This window comes from Flaviramulus basaltis (assembly GCF_900114265.1).
GTDB classification, from domain to species: Bacteria; Bacteroidota; Bacteroidia; order Flavobacteriales; family Flavobacteriaceae; genus Flaviramulus; species Flaviramulus basaltis.
This window is the reverse complement of the sequence record NZ_FPKV01000002.1, coordinates 1175557-1189192: the sequence shown is the minus strand read 5'-3', so window position 1 is coordinate 1189192 and position 13636 is coordinate 1175557. Positions and strand designations below refer to the sequence as shown.

At 28.4% G+C, this 13636-nt stretch carries 12 protein-coding genes; 11 read left to right on the top strand and 1 reads right to left on the bottom strand.

Annotation, left to right across the window (positions count from 1 at the left end; translation table 11 throughout):
* Positions 1-7 precede the first annotated feature (7 nt).
* Genes BT151_RS11850 through BT151_RS11800 form a run of 11 tightly spaced genes read left to right on the top strand, consistent with a single transcriptional unit; the run spans position 8 to position 12459 of the window.
* Positions 8-1153 (top strand): glycosyltransferase family 4 protein, encoded by a 1146-nt coding sequence (locus tag BT151_RS11850; RefSeq protein WP_072402408.1) that lies wholly within the window; start codon positions 8-10, stop codon positions 1151-1153.
* Positions 1150-2676 (top strand): glycosyltransferase family 2 protein, encoded by a 1527-nt coding sequence (locus BT151_RS11845; RefSeq protein ID WP_072402406.1) that lies wholly within the window; start codon positions 1150-1152, stop codon positions 2674-2676. The genes BT151_RS11850 and BT151_RS11845 overlap by 4 nt, the downstream gene beginning before the upstream one ends.
* A 3-nt stretch (positions 2677-2679) precedes the next feature.
* Positions 2680-3477, top strand: a complete 798-nt coding sequence (locus BT151_RS11840; protein WP_072402404.1) for a glycosyltransferase family 2 protein — start codon at positions 2680-2682, stop codon at positions 3475-3477.
* Positions 3478-4503 (top strand): hypothetical protein, encoded by a 1026-nt coding sequence (locus BT151_RS11835; RefSeq protein WP_072402402.1) that lies wholly within the window; start codon positions 3478-3480, stop codon positions 4501-4503. It abuts the gene before it with no gap.
* Position 4504: 1 nt separating this feature from the next.
* Positions 4505-5500 (top strand): glycosyltransferase family 2 protein, encoded by a 996-nt coding sequence (locus tag BT151_RS11830; protein WP_072402400.1) that lies wholly within the window; start codon positions 4505-4507, stop codon positions 5498-5500.
* A gap of 2 nt (positions 5501-5502) precedes the next feature.
* Complete coding sequence (locus BT151_RS11825) at positions 5503-6432, top strand: methyltransferase domain-containing protein (protein ID WP_072402398.1); 930 nt, start codon at positions 5503-5505, stop codon at positions 6430-6432.
* The gene (locus tag BT151_RS11820) at positions 6429-7547 is read left to right on the top strand and encodes a glycosyltransferase family 4 protein (protein ID WP_072402396.1); all 1119 of its coding nucleotides are present in this window, start codon (positions 6429-6431) and stop codon (positions 7545-7547) included. Before BT151_RS11825 ends, BT151_RS11820 begins: the two co-directional genes overlap by 4 nt.
* Positions 7547-8629: a glycosyltransferase gene (locus tag BT151_RS11815; RefSeq protein WP_072402394.1), complete on the top strand. Its 1083-nt coding sequence runs from the start codon at positions 7547-7549 to the stop codon at positions 8627-8629. Before BT151_RS11820 ends, BT151_RS11815 begins: the two co-directional genes overlap by 1 nt.
* A complete protein-coding gene (locus BT151_RS11810) occupies positions 8626-9990 on the top strand; it encodes an O-antigen ligase family protein (protein ID WP_072402392.1) in 1365 nt (454 codons plus the stop codon). Before BT151_RS11815 ends, BT151_RS11810 begins: the two co-directional genes overlap by 4 nt.
* Positions 9991-9993: 3 nt before the next feature.
* Positions 9994-11007: a glycosyltransferase family 4 protein gene (locus BT151_RS11805; protein ID WP_072402390.1), complete on the top strand. Its 1014-nt coding sequence runs from the start codon at positions 9994-9996 to the stop codon at positions 11005-11007.
* 60 nt (positions 11008-11067) lie between these two features.
* Complete coding sequence (locus BT151_RS11800; protein WP_072402388.1) at positions 11068-12459, top strand: exopolysaccharide biosynthesis polyprenyl glycosylphosphotransferase; 1392 nt, start codon at positions 11068-11070, stop codon at positions 12457-12459.
* Here BT151_RS11800 and BT151_RS11795 read toward each other — a convergent pair.
* On the bottom strand, positions 12446-13630 hold the full coding sequence (locus BT151_RS11795) for a lipoprotein N-acyltransferase Lnb domain-containing protein (protein ID WP_072402654.1): 1185 nt from the start codon (positions 13628-13630) through the stop codon (positions 12446-12448). The genes BT151_RS11800 and BT151_RS11795 overlap by 14 nt on opposite strands.
* Positions 13631-13636: the final 6 nt, after the last annotated feature.

Genomic DNA, 13636 nt, shown 5'->3' with positions numbered 1-13636 from the left:
ATTCCATATGCACATTGCTTTTCTAACTTCTGAATATCCACATAAACGAGTTACACATGCTGCGGGTATTGCAACGAGTATTAAAAACTTAGTAGTTGCATTATCAGAGAAGGGAGTAAAAGCATCGGTTTTTGTTTATGCTCAAAAAGAAGATGCAGTTTTTAATGAAGACAAAGTAAAAATTCATCTTATAAAAAAAAGAAGCTATAAGTTTATGGGTTGGTTTTGGCATCGTAAATACATTGAAAAATACCTAAACTCATATATTGTTTCAGAAAGTATTGATGCTGTTGAAGCACCAGATTGGACAGGTATTACTGCGTTTATGCGTTTTAAAGTACCATTAATTATTAGGTTTCATGGGAGCGATGCTTACTTTTGCAAACTAGATAAGCGCAAACAAAAATTTAAAAATTTTTTGTTTGAAAAATGGGCATTAAAAAACGCATCGGCTTATATCGCACCAACCGCCTTTGCTGGTATAGAAACGCAAAAAATTTTCGGTTTAAATAAGAAGAAAATAAAAACCATTCATTATGGACTACAATTAAAGGATTTTAAAAACGAAACACCTTTAATTTACAATAGAACAACCATAATTTATATAGGAACCATCATAAGAAAAAAAGGCGTTTTAGAACTGGCAGAAATATTCAATAAAGTAATAGAATCAAACCCTGAAGCACAATTAATTTTAATAGGAAATGATTCACCCGATTTAAAAACGGGAATATCTTCAACCTACACATTGGTTAAAAGTTTGTTTTCAAACGAAGCTAAAAAGAATGTCAATTATTTAGGAAAAATACCTTATTCCGAAGTGAAAAATCATATTAAAAATGCTCATTTATGTGTATTTCCTAGTTTTGCTGAAACTTTGGGGATGGTAACTATTGAAAGTATGGCATTGCAAAAACCTGTTGTTAACACAAGTATAGGTTGGGCTCAAGAATTAATTGATAATGGCGTTAATGGTTTTTTGGTACATCCAACGGATATAGATTTTTATGCACAACGTATTCTGGAACTTTTAAATGATGAATCAATGTCTGGAAAAGTAGGCATTGCAGCAAGAGAAAAAGTAGAAGCATTGTTTGACATAGATAAAATTGCCGACATCAATATTGGATATTATAAATCTATAATTGAATGATTTATTTAATACATAAAAATAATGTAGCATTAAAAATTCTCGATGATAAGCTTAATGAGATTGCTTTTACAATACAACCCTCTATTACAGTTACCTTATTCGATTTAGCTAAAAAATTTCCGGAAGAACTCATACTTTGGTGTCATGAAGTGTATGTAGCGTTTATTAACAAATCTGAAATAAGCACTATTTTTCATCATGAGCGGATATTAGCTTCCTATTCGGTTAGCGGGAAATACTATATTTCAGAAGATATTGGCTATATAAGCCAATCGGTATTTGTAAATGTTAATAGAGAAGTGACTTATCCTACTTGGTTAATGAGTGACAATATTGGTGGGGTTTCAGCACAATTTTTAAATTCAGTTTCCAAAGAAATTAAAAAGCATGATAATTTTGATTATTTTATAAATTCTATGGCGAAATTAGCAATGCCACAAGGTTTGTATTGCTATTCCGAGCCTAAATTACTTAAAGAAAAACCTGCTGTTTTAGTTGAAGACCAACAGGCTTCAAAATGTGAACTTTTCAAATTTGTAAAGCAGCATTATAAATGGGTTTGGGTTTGGATACTTGCAGTATGTTATGGTATCTATGCAAGAAAAATTGTTTTGTTTCAAGTGTTTAAGACCATTTTTTATAAGAGGCTTCATTTAGATATAAAGGAAATCAATCTTCAATCAACGAAAAAGGTGGTGGCTAAAATGGAGATAGATGTTATTATCCCTACCATTGGAAGAAAAAAATATTTGTATGATGTTCTAAAATATTTGTCAAATCAAACCTTGCTTCCAAAAAACGTGATTATTGTTGAACAAAATCCGTTACCTGAAAGTGTTTCAGAATTAGATTTTTTAAATACTGAAATCTGGCCTTTTAATATTAAGCATACATTTACTCATAAAACGGGTGTTTGTAATGCTAGAAACTTAGCCCTTAGTCAGATAGAAAGTGAATGGGTATTTCTAAATGATGACGATAATATGTTTGATGAAAATTTAATGGAGACGGTATTTAATAAAGCTAAACAATATGGCATTGTAGCTATTACAACAGCGTATCTTCAACAGGGAGAAACGTTACTTTTTAATCAACTTCACCAAACAGGTATTTTTGGTTCGGGAAACAGTTTTGTGAAAACCGATTATTTAAATAAAGTATGTTTTAATATGGCATTAGAGTTTGGATATGGTGAAGATTTCGATTTTGGTATGCAGTTACGAAATCAAGGAGTTGATATTGTATATTGTCCTGATATTAAAATCACACATCTTAAGGCACCTTTTGGGGGTTTTAGAACCAAAGTAAAGCAGTTGTGGGATGATGAAGTGATACAGCCTAAACCCTCACCCACAATTATGTACACCTTTTTAAAACATTATACTCTAAAGCAAATTTTAAACTATAAATTAGTTTTGTTTTTAAGATTGATAAAAAAGGAATCGATTTTTAATTATTCGAACTTTTTTAAGGAGTTTCAAAATAAATGGAATGCCAGCCTTTATTGGGCTAAAAAGTTATGATATATGAAAGAAGTGCCGCTTATAAGTATCCTAATTACACATTACAACAGACCAACAGATTTGGTAAAGTGTATCAAGGCAATTCGTGATGCCAATATTGCTAATTGTGAAATAGTAGTAAGTGATGATGGAAGTGCACTGGAAACTATAAAGTTAATTCAATCTTATGGGATTGATACATTAATTTTATCAGATATAAATAAAGGTTTGGCAGCAAATATTAATAAAGGACTTAAAGCTTGTAAGGGCGAATATGTTATTTATTGTCAGGAAGATTTTATGTTAAATCCACAAATTAATAATGTTTTATTTGAATGTATCGAATTGCTTAAAAGTAAAAAGTTTCATATAGTAAGGTTTACCTCAAATTTCAAGTTTAATAAGCTAATTAAGTTAACTGATGCTATTTCTTTAATTCCGAGGTTTTCATTTAAGAATTTCACACAAAATTATTATAGGTATAGCGACCATCCTTTTATAACTAAAAGACAATTTTATAACGAATATGGTTATTATCTTGAAAATACTTCAGGGCGCTATGGCGAAACCGAATATGGTATTAGAATTTGTAATTCTAAAGCTAAAATAGCCATAACTAACAATTCTTTTGCTTCTATAATTGTAGGCAGTCAATCTGTTTTAATAAATGAGTTTGATACCAACGAACCAAAAATAAAGGTTAATAAATCTTTTATTAAGTTAGCTAGAGCTTTTAGATTGTATTTTGAATGGGTTTTTTATAGAAAAAATAAAAGAGGATTGATTTCATATACAAACGCTAGAAAAATTAAGATACAGTAAATGCTAAAGCTCTACACCGATACTAAATTTTTAACTGAAGCATATCGCAAAAAGGTGTTCCCTTTGCTTTTCGATTTACACTTTTTAAAAAACACAGAGTTATTAAGTTATTATAAGTTAGTTGATGAGGTAGAAAAAAGTGATATTGTGGTGTTTCCTATAGATTATTCACAGTTTATAAAATTTAGAGAAGCCTTTAAAAGTCTACTTCAATTAGCAAAAAAACATGACAAACCTATTTGGATTTACACTGGGAGCGATTACGGTTTTACAACCTATATAAAAAATAGTTATACTTTTAGATTAGGCGGGTTTGATAGTAAATTAAACGATACTACTTTTATAATGCCTTCTTTTGTAAACGACCCTTATATAAGTTATTTGTCTAATGGTTTTTCAGTTTTAGAGCAAGAAAATCAACTAAGTATAGGTTTTGTTGGGCATGCGAAATCTGGAGTTTTAAAATATTTAAAAGAGTTTTTAAGTCATTTGAAGTACAAATTAAAAAGGTGGTTGGGTTTAATTTTGGCAGATGCACAACCATTCTATCCATCTAGCATTAAACGAGCAGGTTATTTACATAAATTACAACTATCAAAAGCTTTAAAAACCAATTTTATTTTAAGAAATAATTATAGAGCAGGTGTGCAAACCGAAGCGTACAAACAAAAATCAACCCAAGAGTTCTACAATAATATATTTAATAATGCCTATATATTTTGTAGTAGGGGCGTTGGTAATTTTTCGGTACGATTTTACGAAACTTTAGCGGTAGGTCGTATTCCTGTTTTATTGAATACCGATTGTAGATTGCCATTAAATGATAGTATAGACTGGTCAAAACATATTATTCTTTTAGATGATAGAAAAAAGGAATCTTTAGAACAGCAAATAGTAGCGTTTCATAATTCTAAGTCTAATGAAGCGTTTAAAGAACTTCAAAAAAGTAATAGGAAGCTTTGGGAAACACATTTAATGCGTCCGTCTTATTTCATTAAAATACATGATGCATTTTTAAATAGTTAATATGGAAAGAATATTTACACTTATAATCTGTACTTATATGAGGTCCAAACCACTCATTAAGTTGTTGCAGTCTGTGAAAAAACAAACAATTTATCCCAACGAAATTTTAATTATTGATGGTTCTAACAATAACGAAACTGAAGCTATTTTAAATGAAAGTTTTTTTAAAAATTTAAAGTATTTCAAAGTTGATGAAATAAACACAGGCCTAACAAAGCAGCGTAATTATGGGATAAGCTTGGTTCAGAACACAACCGATATTATTTGTTTTTTAGATGATGATACCGTATTAAATACAGATTATTTTGAGCAATTATTAAATACATATAATATTTACCCCAAAGCTTTAGGCGTTGGTGGGTATATTGAAAATGAAACTGGTTTTGAGTTTGTTGGTGATGCGTATCAACCAAAAACAGATGAATTTTATTTTGATGGTTGGAAACGCAAAGATAGTAAACGTTTTATATTAAGAAAAAAGTTTGGTTTAGATAGTAGGTGTCCACCAGGTTTTTTGCCGCTATTTTCTCACGCAAGGAGTGTTAGTTTTTTACCTCCAAGTAATAAGGTTTATGAAGTGGAATTATTAATGGGAGGTGTTTCTTCTTTTAGAAAAGAAGTTTTTAAAAACCATAAATTTTCAACTTTTTTTGAAGGTTATGGATTATATGAAGATGCAGATTTTTCACTACGTGTTGCAAAAACTGGTAAATTGTATTTAAATACAAAAGCAAAGGTATCTCATTATCATGAAGAGTCTGGAAGACCCAATAAATACAAATATGGTAAAATGGTAGTTAAGAATGGCCATTATATATGGAGAACCAAAAATCCAGAACCAACCTTTAAAGTAAAAATTAAATGGCATGCTATTACGGTTTTGTTAATTATAATTAGATTCAGTAATACATTTACAGCATCAAAAAAAAAGGAAACCTTTAGTGAAGCATTGGGAAGAACTGTAGGTTGGTTTAAAGTACTAAAAACTAAAAAATAATAATGTTTAATTATATAATTCATCCAGATTCTCATTCAAAATTAATTGAAATCACAGATAGTCATTACATCTTTGAAGATCAATCAAAGTTAGCTATCGTTAAAGGTATACCTGTTTTATTTAGTAAGGAATCTATTTTTGATGAAACAGATATCATTGATTCTAAATCGACTACTCAAAATAGAGCTCATCTTGATAAATCTAATTTAAAAAATTATATAAGACGTCAATTACTTCCTTCTCTTAATAAGGATTTTAATATAAATGAGAGGTATGGTTATATATCTAAATTACTTCCATTAAAAGCAAAAATGTTGGTTATTGGTGTAGGTGAAAAAAGTGATTATTATAAAAAAATGTTTCCTAACTGTGAAGTTATTACTTCCGATGTTCACAATCAATTTAAGCCAGATTATATTTTTGATGGACATTTTATACCATTTACTAATAATTGTTTCGATCTTGTTTTAGCGGCACAGGTAATAGAACATACTATAAATCCATGGGAATTTTGTAAAGAATTACAAAGAGTAACTAAAGTAGGAGGGTTATTGCAAATTGAGGCACCTCAAAACTTTCCTTATCATGCAGAACCTTATGATTTTTTTAGATTTACTTTTACAGGAATGAGAAGTTTGTTTCCGCAATGCGAGGTGTTAAAAATAGAAATAACAGAAGGAAACGCTTCAATGGTTGCTGTGGTTCTTTCAAATTATTTAGTTAATATCAGCTCTAAAAAAATTATTAGAAGTTCTTTGCTATTTGTAGCAAGATTATTATTTGGATGGTTAAAATATTTGGATAAGCTGCAAACAAAACTTAATAGGAGAACTGCCTCAATGCCAATTGGTTATGCATTTACCTTTAAAAAGGACAATTTAAAAAGAAAAACTAAAGAACTATTAAAGGAGTTTTATTTATTGAAAAAATGAAATTTTTAATTATCACTCATGTTAAGCATAAATTAAGCGGTAATAGTATTTCTGCTTATGCGCCTTATGTTGGCGAAATGAATATTTGGTTAAAGCATGTTGATGAGGTTAGTATTATTGCTCCAAAAACTTCAGAAAAGAAAGGAATTATTGATTTAGATTATAAACACGATAACATTCATTTTGATGAAATTCCATCAATTGAATTTACAAGTTTCAAAAAAGCATTTTTGTCTTTTATTAAAATACCTTTAATTTTAATAGCCATTTTTAAAGCTTGTAAAAAAGTAGATCATATACATTTACGTTGCCCAGGAAATATTGGTTTACTAGGTTGTTTGGTGCAAATATTTTTCCCAAGAAAATTAAAAACTGCTAAATACGCAGGTAATTGGGATCCAAAGGCAAAACAACCAGTAAGTTATGAGTTTCAAAAACGTATACTATCCAATACTTACTTAACTAAAAACATGACAGTTTTAGTTTATGGTAATTGGAAAAATCAAACACAAAATATTAAATCTTTTTTTACTGCAACTTTTAGTGATAAAGAAAAGGAAAAGCCAAACATTAGAAATTATACTGAAATTTTAAAATTTGTGTTTGTTGGTAGTTTGGTTGCTGGTAAAAGACCATTATTAGCAATTAAAATTGTTGAAGCACTTCATAAAAAAGAAAAAAATGTGAAATTTGATGTTTATGGTGAAGGCCTCTTAACAGAAGAATTAAAACAATATATAATAAAAAATAAATTAGAAAGTGTAGTTAGATTATTAGGGAATAAAGATAAGCATGTTATAAAATCCGCTTTAAAAGAAGCACATTTTTTAATATTACCATCAAAATCTGAAGGTTGGCCTAAAGCCATAGCAGAGTCTATGTTTTTTGGAGCCATACCTATTTCTACTTCAATTTCATGCGTTCCCTTTATGTTAGATTATGGTAACAGAGGTATTTTGATTGAACCTAAACTTCATGAAGCCACAAATAAAATATCTGCATATTTTAGTAATGAAGGGAAGCTTAAAGAGATGTCTAAATTAGCATCTAACTGGTCTCAAAATTATACTTTAAATATTTTTGAAAACGAAATCTATAAATTATTAAATTACTAATGAGAGTTCTACAATTAATAGATTCTTTACATGCAGGTGGTTCAGAGCGTGTTTCGGTAAATATAGCGAATGCTTTATCCAATGAAATTGAATTTTCGGCTTTGTGTGCTACCAGAGAAGAAGGGCTTTTAAAAGAAAGTATTCTAAAAGATGTTAGTTATTTATTTTTAGATAAAAAGAGAACTTTAGATGTGAAATCAATAAAAAAATTAAGTGTCTTCGTAAAGAAAAATAAAGTACAAATTATACATGCACATTCTACCTCATTTTTTTTAGCCACTTTAATAAAGTTATTAAATAAAAATACCATTGTTATTTGGCACGATCATTATGGTAATAGTGAGTTTTTAAACAAAAGGAAACATACTATTTTGAAAATATGTTCTAAATACTTTTCTCATATTTTTAGTGTGAACAAATCTTTAGAGGTTTGGGCAAAGCAAAAGCTTAAGTCTAAGAGTGTTTCATTTTTGCCAAATTTTGCAGCATCATATAAACAGTTGAAAGTGACAAATTTAAAAGGAGTTGCTCATAAACGCATAGTTTGTTTAGCAAATTTAAGATCTCAAAAAGATCATATTACACTTGTTAAAGCTTTTAAAGAAGTGCATACCGAATATTCAGATTGGACGCTACATTGCGTTGGTAAAAATTTTAATGACGAATATTCTAAATTGATTGAAAATGAAATTGATATACTAGATTTAAAAAAATCAGTTTTTTTATATGAAAGCAAGCTAGATATTTATAATATTTTGTCTCAATGTGAAATAGGAATACTATCTTCAAAATCTGAGGGGCTACCACTAGCATTATTGGAATATGGATTATCCAATTTAGCAGTTATAGCAACTAAAGTTGGAGAGTGTGAAAACTTAATAGAGAATCAATTCAATGGATTAATAGTAAATTCATCATCTGCAAAAGAATTAGCAGAAGCAATCATTTTATACATTGAAAGTAAGGAGTTAAGGTATACTTTTGCAAAACGTTATAATCAACACATAAAAGAAAATTATTCTGTCAAAGTACAGATAGAAAACATTATAAAAATTTATAAAACTTACGTTAAATACTATTGAAGAACTCTAAATATATAGAAGTTATTGTCTTGCATGTGTTAATTGGGTTGCTCATTTATCTTTTTCCCATATTATCAAAAATATACTTAATATTAATTTGTATTTATTTTACTTATAAAATATTTAAGGCTAAATCATCAGAAAAGACCATACAAGTTTTAATAGCATGTAGCTATGTTGTGGGTTCGGAAGTTTTTTTAAGAATGACTGGAGGGAATTTTTTATATGAAACATCAAAATATTTAGTTATTTTATTTAGTTTAATGGGTGTTTTTACTATTAGAAAAAAAAACCAACCTATACCTTATATCTTTTATGTTTTTCTGCTCATTCCAGGTGTTTTAGTAGCAGGATTTAATGCCACAGAACAAACAACATTACGAACAGATATTGCATTTAATTTAAGTGGACCTATATGTTTAGGAATGGTATCCATTTTTTGTTATAATAGAAAAATAAGTTATCAAAATATACATAGAATGCTGCTAGTAATGGCTTTGCCACTAGTAGCCATGACAGCATACTTATTTTTATATACTCCTGATATTAGAGAAACCATAACAGGAACGGGATCTAATTATGCAGCTTCAGGAGGATTTGGTCCAAATCAAGTATCTACAGTTTTGGGTTTGGGTGTATTTATATTTTCATTGCGCTTTTTTATGCTCTCACCTAATTTATTTCTTAAAATAATAAATGGATTACTATTAGCTGCAATGAGTTTTAGAGGTATTGTAACGTTCAGTAGAGGAGGCGTTATAACGGCATTATTTATGATAATAGCTTTTATTTATTTCTATTTTAAAAAAGTTAATATTAAATCTAAGTTTAGAATAAGTAGATTGTTTTTTGTTTTTATAAGTTTAGGATTGGTAGTATGGTTATTTTCATCTATTCAAACTAGCGGTTTGATTGAAAACAGGTATGCAAATAAGGATGCATTAGGAAGAGAAAAAGAAGATATATCTACAGGAAGAGGTAATTTGATTTCTTTTGAAATCGATGAGTTTTTAAATAATCCGATATTGGGCGTTGGAGTTGGGAAAATTAAAGAATTAAGAGAACAGAAAGAAGGGATATTATCTGCCTCTCATAATGAAATGAGTCGTATTTTATCTGAGCATGGTTTGTTTGGTGTAACAGCTTTGTTAATTTTATTATTAACACCATTGTTTTTTAGGTTTAAAAATAAATCTAATATCTTTTTTTATTCATTTTATTTTTTCTGGTTTTTAACTATAAATCACTCTGCTATGCGTATCGCAGCACCCGCATTTGTTTATGGATTATGCTTGTTAGATATTCAATATAAATCTAAAAACTTAAGGAAAATTAATTCAACTAAAACTAGATCAATTTAGCATTTGAAGCATATAGTATACATAGGTAATAAATCAAAAAATGATAAAAAAGGTAATTTATCATCAATAGATATATTAGCGCCTTTACTTATTGAAACTGGACATGAAGTATACACTGCATCAGATAAAAAAAACATTCTTTTTAGATTAATACACATGATGCAAATGTGCTTTAAACATAGAAAAAATGCAGATTATGTTTTGATTGACACCTATAGTACACTAAATTTTTATTACGCTTATTTTGTTAGCCAATTATGTAGAATTTTAAGACTAAAATATATTCCAATACTTCATGGGGGAAATTTACCTGAACGGTTGAAGAATTCTCCAAAATTATCAAATGCTATATTTAAATATGCATATAAAAACATAGCACCTTCATTATATATAAAAACTGAATTTGAATATTTAGGCTATAATAACCTTATTAGCATTCCTAACATAATTAAACTCAAAAATTATACTTACAAAGAAAGAACTTTTGATAAAGTCAAATTATTATGGGTGCGTTCTTTTTCAAAAATATACAACCCAATATTAGCCGTTAAAGTTTTAAAAATATTACAAGATGAAAATATTGAAGCAGAACTTTGTATGGTTGGTCCGGATGGTGATGGCAGTTTAATTGAAGTAAAAGCTTATGCCAAACAGCTTAATTTAGATGTTACTTTTACAGAAAAATTATCAAAAAAAGAATGGATAGACCTATCTAATAAATATAATATTTTTATAAACACAACTAATTTTGATAATATGCCAGTAAGTGTTATTGAGGCTATGGCATTAGGTTTACCCATTATTTCAACAAATGTGGGTGGCTTACCTTATTTAATTAAAAATGGTGATAATGGGGTTTTAGTTGAGCCAAATTCTTCAAGAGGTTTTGTTGACGTCGTTAAAGAGATTATTAGCTCACCGGAAAACACAAATAAAATCGCTTTACAAGCAAGAAAAGATGTCGAAAAGTTTGATTGGGAAATTGTTAAAATCCAATGGATTAAACTCTTTCAATAATTTCTAGCTAAATTAAATTTACTAGTTATCTTTATACACTCTCAAATTCAGTTCTAAATAATGTCAGATAGATCTATTCATTTTAATATATCCGAACGTAAAATTTTATTACGCATTTTTGATATATTATCAATCCTTATTGCATTATACTTTGTTAGTAATATTTCTGATTTTGATTATTTCACAATAACTAAGGAGAATTGGAGATGGGTTTTTATGTTAATTTTATATGTTTCAATTTTTGGAACCGTCTTTGAACTTTATGATTTACAAAAATCGAGTAAAATTGAGAAAATAACATCAAGTATAGTTTTTACAGTATCTATAACGGTGTTATTTTACTTATTAACTCCTTTTTACACACCAGTATTGCCAGATAATCGTTTGCAAATTCTTTTCTTTTATTTTGCCATGATTATAGCATTATTTCTTTGGCGAATTGTTTATATGACTTTTATAGTATCACCTAGGTTTTACAAAAAGGTTTTAATTATTGGTGAAACTTCAAATATTGAAACCATAGTTGAAGCTTTTAGGAATTCGGATCCTAATTATAAAATTATTGGATTTGTTAATTGTGAAATTAATAAATTTGAAACTGTTAAGTTTAATGGAATTACAGAATATACACCTAGCCAAATAGATGAGGTTATTGAGAAGGAAAATATATCTGAAATTGTTATAGCAAGTTATAATTCAGAATCTATTACTTCAGAGATTTATTACACGCTTATAAGATTACTTGAAGCTGGTTTTCCAATAAAGGAATATACTCAAGTTTATGAGGATATGACACAGCGTATTCCAGTTCAGTTTGTTGGTAAAGATTTTTATAAATACTTTCCTTTTAGTCGTAGTAATCAAAATAAATTATATCTTTTTTTTCTTCGTATTTTTGATATAATTATTTCTGTTTTAGGAGTTTTGATAGGCGCTTTATTATTGCCTTTTGTTTTATTAGGAAATGTTATCGGTAACCGTGGTAATCTTCTTTATATACAAGATAGAGTAGGTAAAAATGGAAAAGTATTTAGTATAATTAAATACCGAACTATGATTAAAAATGCCGAAAAATCAGGTGCAGTTTGGGCTGAAAAAGGTGATGTTAGAATAACACCTTTTGGTAAGTTTTTAAGATACTCTAGATTAGATGAAATACCACAATTCATAAATATTTTAAAAGGAGAAATGAGTTTAATTGGTCCTAGGCCAGAACGTCCATTTTTTGTTAACGAATTATCGAAAATGCTTCCTTTTTATGAAACGAGGCATATTATCAAACCAGGTTTAACAGGTTGGGCACAGGTTAAAACCAGATATGGTTCATCTGTTGATGATAGTTTGCTTAAACTACAATATGATTTATACTATATTAAGCATCGAAGCTTTTTTTTAGATACTAATATTTTGGTAAAAACACTCAGTACTGTAATTTTCTTTAGAGGTCAGTAGTTGTTTTCTTGTAATAAGAAATTAAATAAATATACCTTATAAATAAAGCAATTAAAAAAGGAATTAGTCCAATTGCAAATACTTGAACACCAATTATCCAATGCATTGTTAATAAGCAAAGTAAAATAATTAAAAACTTTAAGTATTTAATAAACCAAACACTTGCTTTTTTCTTGAATAACTGACCAATTACTAAAACATTCAAAGCACATGCCCATAATAAATTATAATTTTGATGTGTGCCTTTATGGTCTGTTGCAAACCAAAGGAATAAAATAAGAATGCCTATAAGTCCTGTAATGGTGAATAAAGCAATATCTAACCATTTGCTTTGTTTGTTGCGTTTAAAGTCTTTAAAGGTTATAAAAAGAACAAACGACCCAATAATTCCAAAAATAAATAATGGACTTGTTAAAAACGAGTTAGAATTAGAGATCACCTTTTGTTGGTACAAAACATGACTTTTTATAACCAAAGGTTTTCTGCTTTCTTTAATAGTAGCCGTTTCAAAGAATTTATAAATATTTTTAGGTAAAAACATATGGTCTTCGGCTGATGCTTTTCTGTCAATTACCGAGCCTAAGGCTACATCAATACCCAAACTTCCCCAAGAATTTTTATTTAAATTATTTTGAATTAATGTTCTAAAGGAGGCTTCTTTATAGTTATTAGGATTATTAAAAATGATTGAATTATTTACAGCTAAGTTGGCGACATCTTTAATTTTAGTAGCGCAATTGTCAAAAAAGAAGTCATATAAATATCTTCTATTTTCTGGTTTGTAATTGTTTATTAAATAATCGTATAGTTTTTGTTTTTCAGTTTGAGAAAGATTTAAAACCTGCTCTTTTATCGTTCTATTATAATAAACATATGCCTGATAGAATTTATAGAAATCAGTTTTACTTATTAAATAATTAAGTTTCCCTTGGGCAAATTTTAAATAGAAATTTGGTGCATCAAAATCGTATTCACCATAACCGTAAGTTATGTCAATACCAAGAGAAGGATCTTTAATTCTAAAAGCACTGTGCCCAAAAGAATCGTTTAAAGACTCTCCAGGGCCAATAGTTAATACGCTAATTTCTGCCTGGTTAGATAAAATATTGTTTTGAGCAATTACAACTTCAACAGATAAAATAAGAAATAAAAAAAGTAGCGTTTTTTTCATATATAA